Here is a 21,618-nt window from a genome sequence, read left to right as displayed (position 1 = left end):
GTCTCAAAAAGAACTTGAATGTAAAGTTACCTAAATTTTGAGACTTCTTTTATCTAAAAAATGTCTTATTTTAATTATTCTTCTCTAATAACTTCTTTTTGAACTACTTCTCTTTTTGCTACATCATAATAATGTTCGATAGTAACATGATTATGATTTTCTGGTGTGTTTTCTAGTTCGTAAGCTTCTTTAAAGCCTTTAAGCTTTACTTTGATGTTTTCGTCAATAGCTCTCGTTTCTTTAAATTCACGAATTAAATCCAATACATCATGGGAAATGTATTCTGTATCATGAGCATTAATGATAACTTTTGAATTCTCTGGGATTTCAGCTAACGTTTGTTTAATCGCCGCTTTGTTTAAAAACGAAACTTCCTGCGCTAAATCGATGTGAATGATATCTCCATCTTCGTATTCTTCTTTTTTGAAGTTGTACGCTCTTTTTAAGTTTCCTCTTAAAACGAAAATAATACTAATGATGATTCCCAACGCAACACCTTTTAGCAAATCTGTCGCAACGACAAAGACCAAAGTTGCAATAAAAGGGACAAACTGGTATTTACCCTTTTTCCAGAAATGCATAAAGGCTGCTGGTTTTGCTAATTTATATCCAACCAAAATCAAAACGGTTGCCAATGTTGCCAATGGAATTTTGTTCAAAATTGTTGGAATAGCTAATACACTTATTAATAAAAGTACACCGTGAATAATTGCAGAAAGCTTAGATTTTGCTCCTGCATTATTGTTGGCAGACGAACGTACTACAACAGATGTCATTGGAAGACCGCCTAAAAGAGAACTTACAATATTACCCACACCTTGCGCTCTAAGTTCTACATTGGTATTGGTGTAACGTTTTTGCACATCCATTCTATCTGTAGCTTCAATACATAAAAGTGTTTCTATAGAAGCGACAATGGCAATTGTAATAGCAACTACCCAAACCTGCGGATTTGAAACTGCAGCGAAATTTGGCGTAATTATAATTGACTTAAACTCATCAAAAGATTTTGGAACTGGCAAAGAAACCAAATGTTCTTTTGCAATTGCCAAAGGGCTTCCAGTAGATACAAATATTTCATTTAAAACTACTCCAAGAATAACAGCCACTAAAGCTCCTGGAACTAGTTTTATTCTTTTTAGAAAAGATACTTTATCCCACGCTAATAAAATCACCAATGAAACCGCAGAAACTACTACAGCTCCTAAATGGATATGATTTAGAACATCAAATAAAAATGAAAAAGAATTGCTTCCATCATTTTGTATAAAAGCCTGATCTCCTTCAAAATCTGCATCATAACCAAAAGCATGTGGTATTTGTTTTAAGATAATGATGATTCCAATACCGGCTAACATTCCTTCAATTACGTTTGTTGGGAAATAGTTTGATATACTTCCAGCCTTTAAAAATCCTAATGCTAATTGAATTAATCCTGCAATAAAAACAGACATTAAAAATACATCGAAAGCTCCCAAATCGGTAATTGCGGTTAAAATAATAGCCGTTAAACCAGCTGCTGGACCTGATACACTAATATGTGACTGACTTAAATATCCTACTACGATACCACCCACAACACCAGCGATAATTCCAGAAAATAATGGCGCTCCAGAAGCCATTGCAATACCTAAACACAATGGAAGAGCTACCAAGAAAACCACTAAACCTGACGCAAAATCAGATTTAAGGTTAGCAAAAAGATTGATTTTTTTTGTCATAACACAATACTAAAAAAATTATTCATTAAAGATTTACCGCATCTCAGTTGAGATGTGGCTAAAGATCAAAATAATCGGAAGTATTATGCTAAATTGGGAGGTGGAGCAAATATGCTCGGAGAAATATTGTCAAGTTTTACAATATTCTCAGAAATGATTGTTTTTTTCTCGATATAAACCGGAATTACAACTTCGTGCTCAAGAATTGAAGGGTGCATTACATTTTTAAGTTCTTTATGCACTTCTTCTTCAGCAATGCTGAAAGATACAGCCGTACTATTCCCTTTCTTTAACGCCTGAACAATTGTAGGGGTCGATAAGAAGGCAATAAATATGAATAATAATATGCGGGCTACAAATTTCATCGAAACAAAAATAGCGTTAAACAAATAAAATCAAAGAGATTTGATAGAAATTTAACAAAAATAAAAAAGCAGAATGCAATTTTCATTCCATTCTGCTTACAATTCTTTAAAAAACAACAATTTACAAAGTTTCTTCTAACCAAGCATTCATCATCCAAATCGTTTTTTCTTGTTCAGAAATGAAGTCACTCATCATAGAATTGGTACCTTCATCATTAATTTCATCTGATTTGTTTAATATTTCTCTTTCGATTTTTAATAAATCTGATAAAGAATGAACGATCAATTGAACTGCTTTTTCATCGTTAGAAATATTTTTCCCAACAGTTAATTTATTGTTTTTAATATAGTCTTCAAAAGTATGCAATGGAGTTCCTCCAATGGTCAAAACTCTTTCGGCTATCATATCTATTTTTAATTGTGCGTCTGTATATAATTCTTCGAATTTTACATGTAAATCAAAAAAACGTTTTCCACGAATGTTCCAGTGAATTCCTCTCAAATTTTGATAATATACTTGAAAGTTTGATAAAAGCACATTCAATTCTTTTACTAATAATTCTGACTCTTTTACAGGTAAACCTAAAATATTTGTTTTCATGATCTAATTTTTTACACTAATTTACTACAAATTTAAAGTAACTTTCATAAAATAAATATAAATAAAAATTATATTTTCTTATTTTTGCATCACAAATTACTATCAATATGACTATAACTCAATTACAATATGTGTTAGCAGTTGCTGAGCATAAAAATTTCACTCTTGCTGCTGAAAAATGCTTCGTAACACAGCCAACCTTAAGTATGCAGATACAAAAGATTGAAGAAGAACTTAATATTTTAATTTTCGACAGGAGTAAAAAGCCGATTCAGCTTACCGATATAGGTCAGAAAATCGTGAATCAAGCCAAAAATATCGTTAATGAAGCAGATCGTATTAAAGATATTGTAGAACAACAGAAAGGTTTTATTGGAGGAGAATTTCGTTTAGGAATTATTCCAACCATTATGCCGACGCTTTTACCGATGTTTTTAAATAATTTCATCAAAAAATATCCAAAAGTTAAACTATTAATTGAGGAATTAAATACAGAAGAAATTATCCTAAAACTTAAAAACGGACATTTAGATGCTGCGATTGCTGCAACGCCTCTTGAAGACGAAAAAATAAAAGAGATTGTTTTGTACTTTGAACCGTTTGTAGCTTATATTCCAGAACATCACGCTAGTTTTGGAAAAGAAGAAATAGAAGTTGCCGATTTAAATCTGAATGAAATCTTATTGCTACAAGACGGACATTGTTTTAGAGATGGAATTTTAAATCTATGCAAAAGTGTTTCAGACGCCGATCAAACTAATTTCCAGATTCAAAGCGGTAGTTTTGAAACCTTAATTAAATTAGCAGACGAAGGTCTTGGTACAACATTACTTCCGTACTTGCACACCTTAGACTTAAAAGAATCCGATAAACTGAAACTTCGAAACTTTAAGGAACCAAAACCAGCCCGTGAGGTAAGCTTAATTTACCCAAAGAGCGAATTAAAAATGCAAATCATTGATGCACTTCGATCTACAATTGCAGGCGTTGTCAAAGGCGCAATTGTTTTTCAGAATGTTCAAATCATTAGTCCACTGCAAAAAAAGTAGTCATAAAAAAAGGAGCCAATTGGGCTCCTTTTCTTTTATACTTTAATTAGCTGTAGACTTGGTTTTAATTCTGGCTTTTCAATAATGAAATTTAATAGCCATTCTTGCAATTGTTCCATTTCGTAAGGTAACAGTGTTTTGATAGCTTTTTCTAACTCTTTGCAGAAAAGTACCGGATCGAAACTAACTCTCTCAAGTATTGATTTCGTGTAATCAAACATCATTTTTGACATAATAAAATAAGATTTTCGGGGGTTATCTATTTTTTTAAACTCGAGCCAAATTTAAACAATTAGCAAACATAAAATTCATTTTTAACTATTTTTTTTAAAAACTTTAGCAACGAATACGTTTTCTTAAAACACATAAATCAATGTAGAATCATTCTAAACAACTCATTTCTAACCGTTTTTAAAGGCTCTAAACATTTCTCGTTTTCCAGGAGGCCCCGCTAATTTTTCGACGGTAAATCCTACAGAAATCATGCTTCTTTTTACAACACCCCGTGCGGCATAAGTTACTAAGACTCCATTAGGCTTTAAACTATTGTACATTTTCTGAAAAATTTCCGTACTCCAAAGCTCCGGTTGCACCCTGTATCCAAAGGCATCAAAGTAAATCAAATCAAAAGTTTCAAAATCGTCAATTTCATCAAAAAATTGTTTCCTTTTGGTTAACGAGAACTGATCGCAAATTTCTACTTTTTCGTTCCATTCTGATTTATGCATTTTTTCAAAAATGTTATGAAATTCCAATGCTTCGAGCTCTTCAGCATAATTCATTTCTAAAATTTCATCGGCATCAACAGGATACGCTTCTACTCCAACATAATCGATATTTTGATTTTTACGAATGGCTTCTAAAAAGGTAATAAAAGCATTCAAACCTGTTCCAAATCCAATTTCTAAAATACTTATTGGCTTTTCAAATAAGGAAAGTCCGTTTTTTATAAATACATGTTTTGCTTCTTGAATTGCTCCGTGTTTAGAATGGTAACATTCGTCCCATTCTGGCAAACGAATTGTAGTTGAGCCATCTAGCGTTTTAATTATTTCTCTTTTCACTTTTTCCGAAATTTACAATAGCTTTTTATTGATTTTCAAGCCATTTTAATATTCAAATTTAATCAAAACTAATGCGTAAAGCCTTAAAAATCGATAGATTTTTCATAAATTCTTTATAAAAATCAATTAAATATTTGAGTTTATTATAGGATAAATAAATCTCAGTCAAAACGTATAAATAATGAATTTTCGCTAAGCATTTTACATAATTTTACGTAATTTTGCATTCATTAATTTCCATTTTACACGATATCATCACTTTAGAATTGATTAAGTGAAAAATATCCACACAAAAAACTTACATAACTATGAGTACAACTCAAACAAGCAAAATTGAAATCAGAAAAGCTGATTCGTCTAAGATAAGCTCTGTAGACTTTGAAAACTTAAGTTTTGGTGCTGTATTTACAGACCATTTATTTGAATGTGATTATAAAGACGGACAATGGCTAAACCCTGTCATTAAACCTTATGCTCCGATTTTAATGGATCCATCATCAAAAGTCTTTCATTATGGACAAGCTATTTTTGAAGGAATGAAAGCTTACAAAGACGAGAACAATGATGTTTGGTTGTTTAGACCTGATGAAAACTACAAACGTTTTAATAGTTCTGCTGTTCGTATGGCAATGCCAGAAGTTCCAGAAGATATTTTCATGGAAGGTTTGAATGAATTATTGAAATTAGACAAAGAATGGATTCAAAGAGGAAATGGCGCAAGTATGTACATTCGCCCTTTTATGATTGCTACTGGTCCTGGAGTAATCGCAAATCCATCTGATGAATATAAATTCATGATTTTACTTTCTCCTGCAAAAGCATATTACGGAGGTGAAGTAAAAGTTATTATTGCTGAGCACTACAGTAGAGCTGCAAATGGTGGAATCGGAGCTGCTAAAGCTGCTGGAAACTACGCTGCTCAATTTTATCCAACTAACTTGGCAAACAAAGATGGTTTCCAACAAGTTATCTGGACTGATGATGCAACGCATACAAAATTAGAAGAAGCTGGAACAATGAACGTTTTCTTCAGAATTAATGATACTTTATTAACAGCTCCAACAAGCGAAAGAATTTTAGATGGTGTTACTAGAAAAAGTTTGATCGCAATGGCTGAAAAAGAAGGTCTTAATGTAGAAGTTCGTCCAGTTATTGTTACGGAATTGGTTGAAGCAGCTAAAAACGGATCTTTGAAAGAAATTTTCGGAGCTGGAACTGCAGCTGTAATCAGTGTTATCAAAGGATTCTCTTATAAAGATGAATACTACGAAATGGCTCCAATTGAAAACTCTTATGCTTCTTTCTTAAAAGAGAAACTAACAAGTCTTCAAAACAAACTTTCTGAAGATACTTACGGATGGACAGTTAAAGTTCGATAATTCAAAACCATATTACAAAAGAAACCCGATAAAATTTAGTTTTATCGGGTTTTTTATTTTTTTTAATTTCAACGCTGAGATTAACCTCAATCTTGTCATTTCGACGAAGGAGAAATCTTAGCTCTTTACGTTTTAATCTTTTACAAAAGCTTAGAAAAATCTGGTTTAAAGTAATTCGGACCTTTCATCACTTTTCCGTCTTCACGGTAAATTGGTTGCCCATCTTCTCCTAATTTACTCATATTACTGCGTTGGATTTCGTCAAAAACAGCTTCAATTTTATCTTGAAGTCCGTGCTCGATAATTGTACCACATAAAATATACATCATATCACCAAGAGCATCAGCAATTTCAACCAAATCATTATTCTGAACCGCTTCATAGTATTCCTCGTTTTCTTCTTTCATCAAATTGTAACGAAGTAGCTTTTTCTCTGCTCCTACATCAGCAACTGGAGTTGTGCTATGACCAATTTTAAAAGCAGTGTGAAATTCTGTAACGGCGTCAAGTTGTTTTTTCATATAATAGTTTTCTTTTTTTGGGCTAATTTACTTCACTTACTTATAAAATTAAAATAAAATTGAATGAAATGAAAACCTAATTTAGCGGCAAATCATTTACAAATCTCTAAATTTGCTGAAAAATTTTAAAAATTATGTTTAGTCAGGGACAAATACTATTTGGAGTGTGTTTTTTTATTGCATTTGTAATCATAATGATTTTTGCTTATCGAAAAGATCTGGCATTGCATAAAATATTTTACAAAGGAAATTACAAAGTATTACTTGTTTTCTTGCTTTTCATTGCCATATTATTTGTTATCAAAATCTTTTTAAAGAGATAAAAATACCTGCGTAACAAAATAAAACCTAATAATTATGGGTTATTAGTAAGACTCACAATAAAATTTATAACTTTACGAAACCAAACGATCTACCAATGAAAATTCTTAAGTATTTATTTCTTTTTGCGTTATTAAGTCTTGTTGCCCTTACCGTTTTTGTTGCTACACAAAAAGGAATTTTTGATGTTGAAAGAAGTAAAGTGATCAATTCGCCTCGCGCAACGGTTTACAGTTACCTTAATGATTTTAGAAATTACGAAGATTTTGAATCCTGGTCGGTTGAAGATCCTTCCATAAAAATGACTTTTCCTAACAAAACAAGCGGAAATGGCGCTTCTTTTTATTGGGATGGAGTTGATGGAAAAGGAAATGCCATTACCCTTAAAACAAAAGAAGGAGAAAGCATTGAACAAAAAATGAAATATGACGGAACAGAAGCAGATGTTGCGTGGACTTTGAAAGACACTTTGAACGGAAAAACAAAAGTTACCTGGACAGGAAAAGGAACAATGAGTTTTTTATTTAAAATATATTCCGCCTTACACGGTGGTGCAGATCGAGTTATTGGTACGATTTACGAAAAAAGCTTAGCTAATATTGACAAAAATCTGGATTACGAAACCAAAACCTACGCTATCAAAGTTGACGGACTGGTTAAGAAAAATGAAACTCCTTACATTCGTCAGACTTTTACAAGTGAAATAGAAAAAGTAAATAAAAATGCCCGAATTGTAATTCCGAAACTTATTCATTTTAGTGAAACAAACGGTTTATCTGCAAACGGAAAACCTTTTATCATCTATCACACTTATGACACTAAAACTGGTTTAGCAAAAATCTCTATCTGTTTACCTATTAATAAAGAAATATCTATTAGTTCAGGAAGTGATATTTTATCTGGAAAATTAAACGGGTTTGATGCTGTAAAGACTACATTAAATGGAGATTATTCACATAGAAATGAAGCTATTGCAAAAACTACGGCTTTTATAAACAAAGAAAAAATTACTCCAGAACTAAGCTGGTCACATCTAGAAATCTGGACACTTAGTAAATTGGATGTAAAAGGTTCTTCTAAATTGGTAACCGAAATTTATTTCCCAATTATACCAAAAGTAGTTCCTGTTGCTACAGAGCCGTCTTATACACCTGAAACTCCAAGTGAAACACCAAGCGAACCAAGAACAGAGCCTGTAAAACGCAAACCAGCTGCTCCTGTTACTGCACCAGCACAAACTCCTGTCCAAGAAGAAGAACAGTCGGAATTCTAAATTTTTAAGGCTCATTAAACCTTTTGTTTTAAATTCAGTCTAACTTCTAAGAAAGGTTTACAAAACAAAAAGTTTGATAGACGAGAAAGAATTTATAAAACAATTATTAAACCCTGAAACGCAAAATGCTGCGTTTCAAAAACTCTTGTCTAATTATCAGAGACCTTTGTATTCTCATATCCGAAACATTGTTTTGAATCATGATGATGCAGACGACGTTTTACAAAACACTTTTGTAAAAGTCTTTCAATATCTTAAAAACTTTAAAGGCGAAAGCAAACTTTTCTCTTGGATGTATCGCATTGCAACAAATGAAGCTTTGACTTTTTTATCGCAAAAAGCAAAACTCAGCGGTATTTCGTCTGAAGATTTACAGAATAAAACGATCGACAATTTAAAAGCCGATCTTTATTTTGATGGAGATGAAATTCAAATCAAACTTCAAAAAGCAATTGTAACACTTCCAGAAAAACAACAATTAGTTTTCAAAATGAAATATTTTGAAGAATTAAAATACGAAGAGATTGCTGAAATATTAGGAACATCGGTTGGCGCTCTTAAAGCATCTTATCATCACGCAGTAAAAAAAATTGAATTATATGTTACATCAAATTAAACCTTTTGTAACAAAAACTATCTTATAAGTATTATGAAAACATTTAAATTAGAAAACGAACCCAAAATAAAATCCGGATTTAAAACACCGGAACATTATTTTGATGATTTTTCAGAGAAAGTTTTACAGCAATTAAACGAAAAAGAAGTAAAAGTAATTCCATTCTACAAACGCAAAAAAACACTTTCTCTGGCAGCGGCTGCGGTAATTGGTTTTGCATTATTAATTCCGATTGTAAATAATTATAAAGCAAATTCAAACGAACTTGATGAAGCTACTTTAGAAACTTATTTATCTTATCATTCTAATATCAGCCAATACGATTTAATTCAAACATTAGACGACAGCGATATCGAAAAATTAGGCAACGATGTTACTTTGGAAGATGAAACATTAGAAGATATTTTAGCTGCGAATCCAAATATAGAACACTTAATTTCAGAACAAAATTAGATCAAACTTAACTCAACAACTTAACTTAGCAATGAAAATAAAAAACATCTTACCACTCCTACTCTTTCTGACAAGTTTTTCAATTTTTGCTCAAGGTGGAAAAATTGATGAAAAGCGTGAAAAAATTAAAGCTTTTAAAGTTTCATTTTTAACAACAGAATTGGAATTAACTTCAACAGAAGCCGAGAAATTCTGGCCAATTTATAATGCTTATGATGATAAGCAATATGAATTAAAGTATTTAAAAATGAAAACGTATGTGAGACAGCTAAAAGATGAGAATCTTAAAAATCTCTCAGACAAAGAGGCTGCAACATTATTATCGCAAATCGAAAGTACGGATAAAGAAATATATCAGCTTCGTGAAAAATACATGAGCAATCTAAAAAAAGTACTTTCAGCAAAGAAAATATTGTTGCTTAAAAAATCGGAAGACGATTTTAATCGAAAATTATTACAGCAATATCGCGACAAAGGCAATAAAGATTAATCTTAACGAAACAACAGCGGTAAGAACCCTATATAATAATACTTACTTTATTATTTAGGGTTCTTATTTTTTTATTTAAAATTAAGTCGAACCACTTTATTATGCCCTGCAGCAATTGCAGTGTTTCTATTTACGAAACGAATAGTAAAAAACTTGGTATCTGTAGACAACTGCATCCAGTTTTCGCCTCCATTTTGAGAATATTGTATTCCTTCAGAACCTACGCAGACGATTTCTCTACCATTTCCTCCCGGAACATATTGCACACATGATGCATAGCCAAACCCCATATTTTGTCCGATTAGCTCCCAGGTTTTTCCGCCATCTTTTGTAAAAGCTTTGTTGTCATTTTTTTTATTCGGAAGTTCGTAATCTCCTCCAGCAATAAATCCTTGCTTAGAATCGTAAAAATCAGCTGTAAAAATACCCGTCATTTCTTTTCCCTGAACAATAGGAGTTTCTACCACTTTCCATGTTTTTGCTTTATCAGGAGAATAAAAAACACGTGCTTTTTTTCCGCCCGAAACCAACCATGTATCATTACCTTTGATTACGATATTGGTATTACTCGCTGCAAAAGCTGCTTCGCCAATAGCATTGGTAGGCAATTTATCAGACAATAGTTTTGTCCAAGTTTCTCCGCCATCACGTGTTACAATAACAGAAAAAGTATCTTCTGTAGGATCTCCAATTGCAATACCTTCTTTATCATTCCAAAATTGCATACTATCATAAAACACTTTCGGATTGATTTCTTTGTATACCAATTTAACCTTGTTGTCTTTTTTTGAAATTGAATATAACAATGCCGGATTTGAAACACTTAGCAAAAAAACATCTTTAGAAGTCTGTGCAATACTTCTAAATTCTAAATTCAAAGTATCGCGATAAATATGTTCTTCAAATTTTTCTTTTTTGATTAAATCGTAATAACCAAAACGAGAATTATCAGCTCCGTACCAAATTTTATTTTTATCTACCAAAATGGCTCTTATACTAATTCTATCTTTAAATAAAGTATCCATAGTCATTGATGTAAAACCGCTGTTATAAGCTACTTTAGTTTCATATTTAAATGTTCCAAAAGACATCAATAAAATAAAAATACCACAAAATAAAACTAGTTTTTTCATAAGAAATTAAAATTTGGTTAACGCTAAAATACGATTATTTATAATATCTCAAATAGCTTTATTTCATTTTCAAAAAATAATAATTAGTCTATTTTATACAGCCTATTAAATCCAAAAATCAACCCAATAAACACAACTCACTAACTAACAGATCATTGCAGCCAAAGAATCCTAAAATAAATTTGTGGCACAGTAATTGGATATTCCCTTGTACAATCAATTTAATATAATTTAGTCATGAAAACGAAATTACTTTTAATAGCGTTCACAGCATTAGTTTTTGGTTCTTGTGCAGCACAAAATCAAACTACAGTTTACGCAAAAAATTCAGATATCAGTGATAATTTAGATTTAAGAGCGGTTGCTTCCATGTTTGGAGAATCTGCCAATCTTCAGGATTTTGAAAGAAGATTAAACGATCCGAAATATCAAATTTCAAACTTAGATTTAAATGGCGATGATCAGGTTGATTATTTACGCGTTATTGAATCTGTAGAAGACAGAACACACGTCGTAATTATTCAAGCGGTCTTAGATCGTGATGTTTATCAGGATATTGCTACTATCGATGTTGAAAGAGACAATTACAACAAAGTAAGCGTTCAAGTAGTAGGAAACTCTTATTTATATGGTGCTAACTACATTTACGAGCCTGTTTACAGTGTTGTTCCAGTAATTTACACCTCATTTTGGGTTACCAATTACAGACCTTATTATTCAACATGGAACTGGGGTTACTACCCAACTTATTACACAGCATGGAGACCTTACCCTGTTTACAGATACAGAAATAATGTAAATGTTTGTATTAATGTTCACAACAGCTACAATTATGTAAATGTTAGAAGAAGTTACAGAGCACCTGTAATATACGAAACAAGACGTACTTACGGTTATGAAAGAATGAGACCAAACTACAGCTTTGCAGAGAGACATTCTAATGTAAGCAACAGATATGATTTGGATCAAAGACGTGTATCAAGCAGAGAGAACAATAGAAATTCATACAGCACAAACAGAGGAAACACATCGAGACCTACCTATTCTGACAACAGGACTTCAAACAGAAATTATGCTGATAACAGAAGTACAACAAACAGAAGTTCTGTAGACAGAAATAACGGAACATACAACTCTACTAATAGAACTGCAAATAGAAATACCGAAGGAACTGTAAATAGAGATTATTCAAACAGAGGAAACAATTCTGCCAGAGTTGAAAACACTCCAAGAACTGAATCTGGAAACAATACTTATTCAAGAGGAAATTCTGAAAACAGAGGAAACTCTAATCGTGAAATGTCAACTCAGAGATCTGATAATTCAAGAAATTATTCTCAAAACAGAGTGAGTACAACACAATCTGCTCCAGTTCAAAGAGCTGAAGCACCAAGAAGTAATTCTGAAAACAGATCTAGTTCTAATAGAGATTATTCTGCTAGACCAGCGCAAAGTCAACAGCGTTCAGAATCTCCAAGAGTAAGTCAGGAATCTAGAGGTGGTGGACAACCTCAGAGAGAAAGCGGTTCTAACTCCAGAAGTGGCGGAAACGGAAGAAGAGGATAAACAATATTTTTAATTTTCAATTAATTTAAAAGCACAATTTCACAATTGTGCTTTTTTTTATTTTTAATTATATATAGCTGCTAATTTGTTTTAAAACAGTAAATTTGCAACCGTCTTTTATAAAAATATACATGAGCGCATCGCATAAAAACTTACATAGTAAGTTGTCTATTGGGGGTTTATTGATTACTTTAGGGATTATTTATGGAGATATTGGAACCTCTCCATTGTACGTAATGAAGGCTATTTTAGGTGATCACACGATCAATGCCGACATTGTTCTAGGTGGTATTTCTTGTGTTTTTTGGACGCTGACTTTACAAACTACAATAAAATATGTACTTATTACTTTAAGTGCAGACAATCATGGAGAAGGAGGAATTTTCGCACTTTATGCTTTGGTCAAGAAAACAAAAATTCAATGGCTCATTGTTCCCGCCATTATTGGAGGAAGCGCACTGCTCGCAGACGGAATTATAACACCTCCTATTTCAATATCCTCTGCCGTAGAAGGAATTCGGGCATTTTATCCGACAATGCAAACACAAACTATTGTTTACATTGTAATTACCATATTATTCATTCTATTTACAATTCAGCAATTCGGAACTAAACTCGTTGGTAAATTCTTTGCGCCAATGATGTTGATTTGGTTTGCTATGCTAGGAACTTTAGGTATAATTCAAGTATTGAATTACCCAGAAGTCATTAAAGCAATCAATCCGTATTACGCTTATCACCTATTATCTATACATCCTGATGGTTTCTTTGTTCTTGGATTCGTATTTTTATGTACAACAGGAGCCGAAGCTTTATATTCTGACATGGGCCACTGTGGAAGAAAAAATATTAGAATCAGCTGGATGTTTGTAAAAACAACTTTAGTTTTAAACTACTTTGGACAAGCAGCTTATTTGATTCATCATGAAGGAAGTACTTTACAGCAATTAGGAGGAGAAAATGGAAATCCATTTTACCTAATTATGCCACATTGGTTTTTACCATTCGGAATTGTGGTTGCTACTTTAGCAGCAGTAATTGCTTCTCAAGCATTAATTAGTGGTTCATTTACTTTAATTAATGAGGCTATGCGTCTAAATTTCTGGCCAAAAGTAAAAATCAAATATCCTACAGAAGTAAAAGGTCAATTATACATTCCGTCAATCAACTGGTTATTGTTTTTTGGTTGTGTTGGAATTGTTTTACACTTCGAAAAATCAGGAAACATGGAACATGCTTATGGTCTTGCGATTATTCTCTGCATGATCATGACAACTATTTTATTGAATTATTACTTAATCATGAAACGCGTAAAATTGTATTTCATGGTTCCATTAATTACCATTTATTTATTAATCGAATTTAGTTTCCTAATTGCTAATATCACCAAATTTGCAGAAGGTGGTTACGTTACACTGATTATTGCAAGTATGCTGATTTCTGTAATGACGATTTGGTATTTGGCTAAGAAAATTAACAAAAGCTACACGAAAGTGGTCAAAATCGATGACTACAAACAAGTTCTTGTTGAGTTAAGCCAGGATTTATCTATTCCGAAATATGCCACGCATTTAGTTTACATGACAAATGCTAATCGTGTTGATGAACTGGAAGAAAAAATCATTTATTCTATCCTGCAAAAACGTCCGAAAAGAGCCGATATTTATTGGTTTGTTCACGTTAATATTTTAACTGAACCTTATAAAACACAATATAAAGTAACTGAAATTGCAAAAGATGACATCTATAGAATTGATTTCAATTTAGGTTTTAGAGAACCAACCAAAATCAATTTGATGTTTAGAGAAGTTATCAAAGATATGGTAAAACGTGGCGAAGTAGATATTACCAGCCGTTACGAATCTTTAAACAAAAACAATATTATTGGAGATTTCAAATTTGTATTGTCTGAGAAATTCCTATCCAACGACAATGATTTAAGATGGCATGAAAACATAATCATGAATTCTTATTTCTTCATTAAAAAACTGAGTTTGTCTGAAGAAAGAGCTTTTGGTTTGGACAGTAGCTCTGTTAAAGTAGAGAAATTCCCAATGGTGCTTCACGCTCCTGAAAATATTGGATTAACGCGTATTGTTTCTAAAGAATAATTAGCATCAAAAAAATATTTCAAAAAAACACTCTTAATTAGAGTGTTTTTTCTTTTAATGAGAATCAGAAACAAGATTCACTATTAAAAATTTAACTTTCAATCAATTAATACTACCTTTGCACTTCAAATAAATAAAATGAGATTACACAGAAATTTAGTTTATACGACAATCGATTCTTTGAATGCTATTTTCAATGAAGGAGAATATGCAGACAAAGTTGTAGCCAGAGCATTAAAAAAAGACAAACGTTGGGGAAGTTCTGACCGAAAATTTGTTGCTGAAACCATATACGAGATTGTTCGATGGAAACGATTATATGCTGAAATTGCAGAAGTTAAGGAACCTTATGACAGAGATAATCTTTGGAGAATGTTTGCCGTTTGGGCAGTTCTTCGTGGTTATCCAATTCCAGATTGGAGACAATTGGAAGGAACTCCTGAAAGAAAAATAAAAGGTCGTTTTGACGAATTATCTAAAAACAGAGCACTTAAAGAATCTATTCCAGATTGGATGGATGAATTAGGAGTGAAAGAACTTGGTGAGAAAGTTTGGGCAAAAGAAATTGCTGCTCAAAATCAGCCAGCTAAAGTTATTCTTAGAACCAACACTTTAAAAGGAACAAAAGAAAGCCTTCGAAATACTTTAATGGACTTAAATATTGAAACTGAATACTTAAAAGACCAACCAGAAGCTCTTGTTTTAAAAGAAAGAGCCAATGTATTTTTGACAGATGCTTTTAAACAAGGTCTTTTTGAAGTACAAGATGCCAACTCACAATTAGTTGCAGGATTTCTGGATGTAAAACCAGGAATGCGTGTTGTAGATACTTGCGCTGGAGCTGGAGGAAAAACATTGCATATGGCTTCTTTAATGGAAAATAAAGGCCAATTGATTGCAATGGATTTGTATGAAAGTAAATTAAAACAACTAAAATTAAGAGCCAAAAGAAATGGCGCTTTCAATATCGAATATCGAATTATTGACAGTACAAAAGTCATTAAAAAATTACACGAAAAAGCAGATCGTGTTTTAATTGACGCACCTTGCAGCGGATTAGGAGTTCTAAAAAGAAACCCGGATTCTAAATGGAAATTACAGCCTGAATTTATCGACAACATTCGTAAAGTTCAGAGTGAAGTTTTAGAAAGCTATTCTAAAATTGTAAAACCAGGCGGAAAATTAGTTTATGCAACTTGCTCGGTATTACCATCAGAAAACCAAGAACAAGTGGAGAAATTCTTAAAAACAGAAATCGGACAACAATTTACATTTGTAGAAGATCGTAAAATGCTAGCTTCAGAATCTGGTTTTGATGGATTTTATATGGCACTTTTGGAAAGAAAAAAATAAAACATCAAATTTCCAATATCGAAAAATTCCAAATTCCAATTTTGGATGATTCAATAAAAAAATCCCAAATTTCAACTAGTCATTGAAATTTGGGATTTTTATTTTTACTTGACTATTAACCACATCCCTCCAGTTTTGTCATTTCGACGTAAGGAGAAATCTCCACAAGTAGCTCCGCTTCAATAAGCCAATCTTTATAGAATTTCTTACGAAGATTTCTCCTTACGTCGAAATGACAAGATTCCGAAAATTTGAGTTTTGGAATTTTAAATTTTGGAATTTTAAACTTGCAAGCTTGGCTTACGAAGCAATTTACCATTTTCGTTTTCCTTGAATTTTGAGACAAAAACTATTTCTTTTGGTTTTTCATATTTTCCTAAAACATCAAAAAAATCAGAAGCAAATTCTTGTTTTTCACCTTCGATAACCAAAACTAATTTTTCTCCCAAAGCAGTATCAGGTAGTCCCGTTACAAAAAACCTATTCGCAATTTTCCCAATCAGTTTTGCTTCAATCTGCTCGGGAATCAGCTTTACTCCTCCACTATTGATTACATTGTCAATTCTACCTAAAAAGATAAACTGCTGATCATTTAATAATTCTACCAAATCATTTGTTACGATTGGTTCATCAGAAATTGTTGAAACATGAATAACCAAACATTGGCGATCATCCTGAGAAATCTTCACATTTGGTAAAATTGAAAAAACAGAATCTCCTAAACGCTTTGCTGCAATGTGAGTTATCGTTTCAGTCATTCCATAAGTTTCGTAGATCTCTGTTTTAAGTGGCAAAAGTTTCTCTTCCAGAGAAGAATCTAATTTTGCTCCACCAATAATTAATTTACGCACTTTAGAAAGCCCTTCAATTGAATTTTGAACCTGAAGTGGTACCATCGCTACAAAATCATAAGTTATAGAATTTAGCGCAAGAGGATGAAGACTTGGCGCTACTACATCTAATTCTAACCCTAAGATTAAACTTCTTACTAACATCATTTTTCCAGCAATAAATTGCGTTGGAAGACATAACAAAGCCTTATCTCCTGGTTTTAAATCGAAAAAATCACCTGTTGCCAAAGCAGATTGTATCATGGCTTGTTTTTGTAAACGAACCACTTTCGGAAGACCTGTTGTTCCTGAAGTTGTCATTTCAATATAATCTTTCTTATCAAACCAATCCAAAAAGAATTCACCTATTGATCGCTCGTATGCATCTCCCTCTTTCACATAACTATAAGCCGCACGACACAAATCTTTTGCGTTTAAATGATAACCATTTAGTTTAAAATAATTATGAACTTTATGTTGTGTTAAATTTTGCATACTTTACTTATTTTACTTCTATATTCTTAATTTCTCCAGTTAACCTTTCTTTCCAATTCGTCCAACCGTATTTCTTACTAAAGATAAAAAGTAAAATGGGATAAATAACTACAACTGGCAAAATAACATCAATTCCCGCTGAAGGTTCTGAAAGATCTTTAAATATGGAATGAGTCTGAAAAACAGACCAATCAGATGTTACCAATAATGCTCCAATAAGATTATTGGCAGCATGAAAACCAAGTGCGAGTTCCATTCCTTCATCCATCAAAGTAATCACTCCTAAAAAGAGACCAGTACCTATATAATAAATCATAATGACATTTCCCATTTTAACCACCTCAGGATTAGCCCAGTGCATCGATCCAAAAATAACCGAAGTCATTAAGAGCGGAAACCATCTGTTACGTGCTAAATTGGCAAATCCCTGCATCAAATAACCTCTAAAAACATATTCTTCTGTACTAGTTTGGATTGGAATTAAAATCGTCCCTAAAACAACCAAAATCAAAAATGGAATCAATTTAAAATTCAATTCAAAATGTTCTGGAGATTTAAGATATACAAACAGAAAACTCAGTATAGAAAAGAAAGTCCATAAAAGAAAAGAGAAACTAACTCGCTTCCAGTCAATTTTTGGCCTTGATGTCGTAACTGACAATAAAGTTTGATGATGAATATATTTCACTACAAAATAAATTCCTGCAAAGGCAAAAATAAAGGAGATCATTACTAAAAAAAGCGTGATATTAGATTCAAACATTCTCATAATATCATCATTTGTCGTTGGCATAGCCTTTTTTTCAACAGCTGTTTTATAAAATACAGCAACAGTAATCGGAATTTGCCCAACAAAAGAGGCTGCGATAATAAAAACCGAACCCAAAAGATATTTCCAAAACTTATTTTCAGGTTTAATTCCTTGCTCTAAAAACATAAAATTTTAATTTTAAAAAATGAGAATCCAAAATCGATAAGTTAATCTTACTTTTGACACTACGAAAGTACCGCTTTTTTATCTTTCGATATTTGAACCCTTAAATATAAAAAAATGATACAAATTTACCATAATCCCAGATGCGGAAAATCAAGAAACTGTCTTGCTTTTATAGAACAATCCAATCAGGAATTTGAAATCATTCCTTATTTAACAGAAACACCTTCTTTTGACGAATTAACAGTTTTATTGAAACAGTTAAATCTAGAACCACTTCAATTAGTCAGAACCAAAGAGAAAATTTGGATAGAAAATTTTAAAGGCAAAACTTTAACTAATGATGAGATTATTAAAGCAATGGTAGAAAACCCGATTTTAATCGAACGTCCTATTGTGGTAAAAGATGGGAAAGCCATTATTGGAAGAGATCCAGATTTAGTTGCTTCTTTTTTAGATTGATTCTAAAATATTCTATTAACATTTTTTTGTGAGTTCTCTCTTTAAACCAAAAACTACATTTGCCGTCTAAAGAGAAAAAGAAACCAGAAAAATGAAAAAAATCAAATTTGCTGTATTACTTGTATTCTTGTTTACAAGTTTTTACAATTACTCACAACAAGGTCCAGGAGGCAATAAAGTAAAAGTCACCGGAAAAGTGTTAGAAAAAGTAAGCAAACAACCATTAGAATATGCAACAATTTCGATTTCTGCTCCTAATAACACCAAAGTTATTGCGGGTGGTATTACAAATCCTAAAGGAGAATTTGAAGTTGCTGTTGCACCTGGAACTTATGACATCAAAGTTGAATTTATTTCATTTAAATCAACAGAAATCAAGCAAAAAAGCATTCAGGGCGATACCAATTTAGGTGTTGTAAATCTGTCCGAAGATGCTGCACAGCTGAATGAAGTTGTAGTTCGTGCCGAGAAATCGACTGTCGAAATCAAACTGGATAAAAAAGTTTACAACGTAGGTCAAGATATGATTGTAAAAGGCGGAAGCGTAAGTGACGTTTTAGACAATGTACCTTCTGTTTCTGTTGATACAGAAGGAAATGTAAGCTTAAGAGGAAGTGATAATATTCGTATTTTAATTGACGGAAGGCCTTCGCAAGCCATCAATATGGCTGAAGCTTTAAGACAGCTTCCTGCCGATGCAATTGACAAAGTAGAAGTTATTACAAACCCATCTGCACGTTACGATGCCGAAGGAGGTTCTGGAATTATTAATATTGTGCTTAAAAAAGGAAAAAATCAAGGTTTTAACGGAACTTTGATTGCTTCAACAGGTTTACCTGAAACGTATGGTTTAAGTGCCAATGTGAATTACAAAACAGAAAAATTAAACTTCTTCACAACAGCTGGATACAATTACAGAACAACTGAAGGAGCTGGTAAAACAAACTCTGAATATTTAGACGATAATAAAGCTACAAAAAGTTTCTTAGATGAAACTCGTGATACCAAACGTGTTAGAAACGGATTTAACGGAAGAGCTGGAGTTGAATGGACACTTACACCAACAACTTTCTGGACAAACGCTATTAATTACCAAACCAATACAGGTGACGACCGCGATTTGATCAATTATTATAATTATGACGCTGCTCGTAATTTTACTGGAACAACTTACCGTTTAAACAACGCAGACACAGGTAGTGACAACGTTGAATTTACTTCCAACTTGATTAAAAATTTCAACGATAAAGGACATAAGCTTACTGCAGATTTTTCTATTTCCAGAAATACAGATGACAGTAATAGCACTATTACCGATTCACCGAACTTTGACACCACATTAAACAACCAAATTCAAAAACAAATTTTGTTTCAGGCAGATTATGTTTTACCATTAGGAGAAGGAAGTCAGTTTGAAGCAGGGTACAAAGGTAGTTTTGGCGATTTGAACAACGATTATGATGTTACAAATAGCGGTGTTCCAAATCCTAATTTATCTAATACATTAGAATACAAAGAGAATATCAATGCACTTTATACACAATACGGTTTCAAGGCAAATAAATTCTCTTATTTGTTTGGTTTAAGATGGGAAGACACCAACATCGAAGTTAACCTACTAGACACTAACAATTTCAACACTAAAAAATACAATAATTTATTCCCAAGTGCTTTTGTTAGTTACGAAATTTCAGATCAAAGTAATTTCTCAGCAAGTTACAGTAAACGTTTATCAAGACCTAGAGGTCGTTTTATGAATCCAGCTGTAAACTATGCTAGTAATATTAACATCTTTCAAGGAAATCCAGACTTAGATCCTTCTTTAACAGACAAATTTGATATTGGTTACATCAAAAGATGGGACAAAGTTACTTTTAACACTTCGGCTTATTTTGAAAACACAAAAGATGTTTTCAGCTTTGTAAGATCTCCTACGGGTGATGTAGTAACGCCAGATGGTGAAGTAGTAACTCCAGCACCAGGTCAGGTAGTTGAAGGTACTCCGGTAATCAAAAGTTCTCCAATCAATTTAGGAAGAGAACAAAAATTTGGTTTCGAATTCACATTCAACTATACGCCTTACAAATGGTGGAAATTAAACAGTAACTTCAACTTCTTTAATGTAAAAACAACAGGAGAACACAGTTATATAGACACTCAAAATAACGAGATTGTTCAGAATTTAGATAATCAGGCCAATTCATGGTTTGCGAGAATAAACTCTAAACTTACATTACCATACAAAATTGACTGGCAATTGACAGGAATGTACAACGGAGAACAAAAAACAGCTCAAGGTAAAAACCTGGGTCAATTTGGAATGAATACTGCTTTTAGTAAAGATATCATGAAAGACAAAGCAACAATTGCTTTCAATATTAGCGACGTTTTCAATTCTAGAAAAATGAGATCTTACACGTATTTAGACAATGTAAATTCATATAGCGAATTCCAATTCCGTAAACGTCAATTCAATTTATCATTCACTTACCGTTTCAACAAACCAAAAGGTGAAAGAGATAAAAACGCACAGCCAAGAAATGACGGTGGTGGAGATGGCGGTGGAGAATTTCCTGGATAATAATCTTTAAGTTCCAAATAAAAAATTCCAAATTCCAATTTAAAAGTTGGTATTTGGAATTTTTATTTTTTTTGCATAAAAAAAAGGACTCGTAAAAACGGGTCCTTTTTTTATGACATCAATCTAAAATTAAATAGATTGTTCTTCTTGTCTTCTTTTAGCTCTTTTTTCTTTGAATAGTTCCCAGCTAGCGCCCGTAACCCAGTAAGATACGAAACCAACTAAGAAAAACATTAACCAAAACCCTATAGTTAGTATGGTTAAGAAAAGTAAAAAGCCTAAGTACTGTGAAAATTCAAA

The 21,618-nt window shown here is 32.4% G+C and carries 20 protein-coding genes; 11 read left to right on the top strand and 9 right to left on the bottom strand.

The window, feature by feature from the left end; all coding sequences use genetic code 11:
* Positions 1-74 precede the first annotated feature (74 nt).
* From NQQ59_RS16540 to NQQ59_RS16530, 3 genes are all read right to left on the bottom strand, one after another.
* Positions 75-1,721, bottom strand: coding sequence for a SulP family inorganic anion transporter (locus NQQ59_RS16540; protein ID WP_144218769.1), 1,647 nt, complete (start codon positions 1,719-1,721; stop codon positions 75-77).
* Between the two features lie 83 nt (positions 1,722-1,804).
* Positions 1,805-2,086, bottom strand: a complete 282-nt coding sequence (locus tag NQQ59_RS16535; RefSeq protein ID WP_257698392.1) for a hypothetical protein — start codon at positions 2,084-2,086, stop codon at positions 1,805-1,807.
* Between the two features lie 121 nt (positions 2,087-2,207).
* Entirely contained in the window at positions 2,208-2,687 is a 480-nt protein-coding gene (locus NQQ59_RS16530) for a Dps family protein (protein ID WP_111288607.1), read from the bottom strand.
* A gap of 107 nt (positions 2,688-2,794) precedes the next feature.
* Between NQQ59_RS16530 and NQQ59_RS16525 the strand changes: the two genes are divergently transcribed.
* A complete protein-coding gene (locus NQQ59_RS16525) occupies positions 2,795-3,736 on the top strand; it encodes a LysR substrate-binding domain-containing protein (protein WP_144218765.1) in 942 nt (313 codons plus the stop codon).
* Between the two features lie 35 nt (positions 3,737-3,771).
* Here NQQ59_RS16525 and NQQ59_RS16520 read toward each other — a convergent pair whose 3' ends face one another.
* The gene (locus NQQ59_RS16520) at positions 3,772-3,969 is read right to left on the bottom strand and encodes a hypothetical protein (RefSeq protein WP_073416676.1); all 198 of its coding nucleotides are present in this window, start codon (positions 3,967-3,969) and stop codon (positions 3,772-3,774) included.
* Between the two features lie 168 nt (positions 3,970-4,137).
* Positions 4,138-4,800 (bottom strand): tRNA (5-methylaminomethyl-2-thiouridine)(34)-methyltransferase MnmD, encoded by a 663-nt coding sequence (mnmD, locus tag NQQ59_RS16515; protein WP_144218763.1) that lies wholly within the window; start codon positions 4,798-4,800, stop codon positions 4,138-4,140.
* A gap of 308 nt (positions 4,801-5,108) precedes the next feature.
* On the opposite strand from mnmD, the gene NQQ59_RS16510 reads away from it, so the two are divergent.
* Entirely contained in the window at positions 5,109-6,179 is a 1,071-nt protein-coding gene (locus NQQ59_RS16510; RefSeq protein ID WP_144218761.1) for a branched-chain amino acid aminotransferase, read from the top strand.
* A 140-nt stretch (positions 6,180-6,319) separates the two neighbouring features.
* Here NQQ59_RS16510 and NQQ59_RS16505 read toward each other — a convergent pair whose 3' ends face one another.
* On the bottom strand, positions 6,320-6,700 hold the full coding sequence (locus NQQ59_RS16505; RefSeq protein WP_144218759.1) for a pyrophosphohydrolase domain-containing protein: 381 nt from the start codon (positions 6,698-6,700) through the stop codon (positions 6,320-6,322).
* 418 nt (positions 6,701-7,118) lie between these two features.
* Here NQQ59_RS16505 and NQQ59_RS16495 point away from each other — a divergent pair, with 418 nt between their 5' ends.
* The 4 genes from NQQ59_RS16495 (at position 7,119) to NQQ59_RS16480 (ending at position 9,853) form a co-directional block, all read left to right on the top strand.
* Positions 7,119-8,294, top strand: coding sequence for an SRPBCC family protein (locus tag NQQ59_RS16495; protein WP_144218755.1), 1,176 nt, complete (start codon positions 7,119-7,121; stop codon positions 8,292-8,294).
* Between the two features lie 73 nt (positions 8,295-8,367).
* The gene (locus NQQ59_RS16490) at positions 8,368-8,910 is read left to right on the top strand and encodes an RNA polymerase sigma factor (protein ID WP_144218752.1); all 543 of its coding nucleotides are present in this window, start codon (positions 8,368-8,370) and stop codon (positions 8,908-8,910) included.
* A 33-nt stretch (positions 8,911-8,943) separates the two neighbouring features.
* A complete protein-coding gene (locus NQQ59_RS16485; protein WP_144218750.1) occupies positions 8,944-9,363 on the top strand; it encodes a hypothetical protein in 420 nt (139 codons plus the stop codon).
* Between the two features lie 31 nt (positions 9,364-9,394).
* Positions 9,395-9,853: a sensor of ECF-type sigma factor gene (locus NQQ59_RS16480; protein ID WP_144218748.1), complete on the top strand. Its 459-nt coding sequence runs from the start codon at positions 9,395-9,397 to the stop codon at positions 9,851-9,853.
* A gap of 71 nt (positions 9,854-9,924) precedes the next feature.
* On the opposite strand, the gene NQQ59_RS16475 is transcribed toward NQQ59_RS16480, so the two are convergent.
* Complete coding sequence (locus tag NQQ59_RS16475) at positions 9,925-10,986, bottom strand: beta propeller repeat protein (protein WP_144218746.1); 1,062 nt, start codon at positions 10,984-10,986, stop codon at positions 9,925-9,927.
* 237 nt (positions 10,987-11,223) lie between these two features.
* Here NQQ59_RS16475 and NQQ59_RS16470 point away from each other — a divergent pair, with 237 nt between their 5' ends.
* The 3 genes from NQQ59_RS16470 to NQQ59_RS16460 all read left to right on the top strand — a co-directional run bounded on the left by NQQ59_RS16470 (position 11,224) and on the right by NQQ59_RS16460 (position 16,016).
* Complete coding sequence (locus tag NQQ59_RS16470; protein ID WP_144218744.1) at positions 11,224-12,552, top strand: DUF3300 domain-containing protein; 1,329 nt, start codon at positions 11,224-11,226, stop codon at positions 12,550-12,552.
* 131 nt (positions 12,553-12,683) lie between these two features.
* Complete coding sequence (locus tag NQQ59_RS16465; RefSeq protein ID WP_144218742.1) at positions 12,684-14,663, top strand: KUP/HAK/KT family potassium transporter; 1,980 nt, start codon at positions 12,684-12,686, stop codon at positions 14,661-14,663.
* A 138-nt stretch (positions 14,664-14,801) separates the two neighbouring features.
* The gene (locus tag NQQ59_RS16460; RefSeq protein WP_144218740.1) at positions 14,802-16,016 is read left to right on the top strand and encodes an RsmB/NOP family class I SAM-dependent RNA methyltransferase; all 1,215 of its coding nucleotides are present in this window, start codon (positions 14,802-14,804) and stop codon (positions 16,014-16,016) included.
* 281 nt (positions 16,017-16,297) lie between these two features.
* Here NQQ59_RS16460 and NQQ59_RS16455 read toward each other — a convergent pair whose 3' ends face one another.
* Positions 16,298-17,341, bottom strand: coding sequence for an AMP-binding protein (locus tag NQQ59_RS16455; RefSeq protein WP_144218738.1), 1,044 nt, complete (start codon positions 17,339-17,341; stop codon positions 16,298-16,300).
* A 7-nt stretch (positions 17,342-17,348) separates the two neighbouring features.
* The gene (locus NQQ59_RS16450) at positions 17,349-18,278 is read right to left on the bottom strand and encodes a CPBP family intramembrane glutamic endopeptidase (RefSeq protein ID WP_144218736.1); all 930 of its coding nucleotides are present in this window, start codon (positions 18,276-18,278) and stop codon (positions 17,349-17,351) included.
* A gap of 114 nt (positions 18,279-18,392) precedes the next feature.
* Here NQQ59_RS16450 and NQQ59_RS16445 point away from each other — a divergent pair, with 114 nt between their 5' ends.
* On the top strand, positions 18,393-18,737 hold the full coding sequence (locus tag NQQ59_RS16445; RefSeq protein WP_144218734.1) for an arsenate reductase family protein: 345 nt from the start codon (positions 18,393-18,395) through the stop codon (positions 18,735-18,737).
* Between the two features lie 91 nt (positions 18,738-18,828).
* Positions 18,829-21,318: a TonB-dependent receptor domain-containing protein gene (locus NQQ59_RS16440; RefSeq protein ID WP_144218732.1), complete on the top strand. Its 2,490-nt coding sequence runs from the start codon at positions 18,829-18,831 to the stop codon at positions 21,316-21,318.
* Positions 21,319-21,618 lie beyond the last annotated feature (300 nt).

Origin of the sequence: Flavobacterium panacis (assembly GCF_024649945.1) — a bacterium.
GTDB lineage: Bacteria > Bacteroidota > Bacteroidia > Flavobacteriales > Flavobacteriaceae > Flavobacterium > Flavobacterium panacis.
This window is presented reverse-complemented; position numbering and strand designations above follow the sequence as displayed.

What these genes read in the sequence shown, in the direction of transcription:
- NQQ59_RS16510 (WP_144218761.1), top strand. Translation starts at nt 5,109, where the DNA reads ATGAGTACAACTCAAACAAGCAAAATTGAAATCAGAAAAGCTGATTCG.
- NQQ59_RS16465 (WP_144218742.1), top strand. Translation starts at nt 12,684, where the DNA reads ATGAGCGCATCGCATAAAAACTTACATAGTAAGTTGTCTATTGGGGGT.
- NQQ59_RS16440 (WP_144218732.1), top strand. Translation starts at nt 18,829, where the DNA reads ATGAAAAAAATCAAATTTGCTGTATTACTTGTATTCTTGTTTACAAGT.
- NQQ59_RS16450 (WP_144218736.1), bottom strand. Translation starts at nt 18,278, where the DNA reads ATGTTTTTAGAGCAAGGAATTAAACCTGAAAATAAGTTTTGGAAATAT.
- NQQ59_RS16455 (WP_144218738.1), bottom strand. Translation starts at nt 17,341, where the DNA reads ATGCAAAATTTAACACAACATAAAGTTCATAATTATTTTAAACTAAAT.
- NQQ59_RS16445 (WP_144218734.1), top strand. Translation starts at nt 18,393, where the DNA reads ATGATACAAATTTACCATAATCCCAGATGCGGAAAATCAAGAAACTGT.
- NQQ59_RS16530 (WP_111288607.1), bottom strand. Translation starts at nt 2,687, where the DNA reads ATGAAAACAAATATTTTAGGTTTACCTGTAAAAGAGTCAGAATTATTA.
- NQQ59_RS16540 (WP_144218769.1), bottom strand. Translation starts at nt 1,721, where the DNA reads ATGACAAAAAAAATCAATCTTTTTGCTAACCTTAAATCTGATTTTGCG.
- NQQ59_RS16460 (WP_144218740.1), top strand. Translation starts at nt 14,802, where the DNA reads ATGAGATTACACAGAAATTTAGTTTATACGACAATCGATTCTTTGAAT.
- NQQ59_RS16480 (WP_144218748.1), top strand. Translation starts at nt 9,395, where the DNA reads ATGAAAATAAAAAACATCTTACCACTCCTACTCTTTCTGACAAGTTTT.
- NQQ59_RS16525 (WP_144218765.1), top strand. Translation starts at nt 2,795, where the DNA reads ATGACTATAACTCAATTACAATATGTGTTAGCAGTTGCTGAGCATAAA.
- NQQ59_RS16495 (WP_144218755.1), top strand. Translation starts at nt 7,119, where the DNA reads ATGAAAATTCTTAAGTATTTATTTCTTTTTGCGTTATTAAGTCTTGTT.
- NQQ59_RS16535 (WP_257698392.1), bottom strand. Translation starts at nt 2,086, where the DNA reads ATGAAATTTGTAGCCCGCATATTATTATTCATATTTATTGCCTTCTTA.
- NQQ59_RS16520 (WP_073416676.1), bottom strand. Translation starts at nt 3,969, where the DNA reads ATGTCAAAAATGATGTTTGATTACACGAAATCAATACTTGAGAGAGTT.
- NQQ59_RS16475 (WP_144218746.1), bottom strand. Translation starts at nt 10,986, where the DNA reads ATGAAAAAACTAGTTTTATTTTGTGGTATTTTTATTTTATTGATGTCT.
- NQQ59_RS16505 (WP_144218759.1), bottom strand. Translation starts at nt 6,700, where the DNA reads ATGAAAAAACAACTTGACGCCGTTACAGAATTTCACACTGCTTTTAAA.
- NQQ59_RS16470 (WP_144218744.1), top strand. Translation starts at nt 11,224, where the DNA reads ATGAAAACGAAATTACTTTTAATAGCGTTCACAGCATTAGTTTTTGGT.
- NQQ59_RS16485 (WP_144218750.1), top strand. Translation starts at nt 8,944, where the DNA reads ATGAAAACATTTAAATTAGAAAACGAACCCAAAATAAAATCCGGATTT.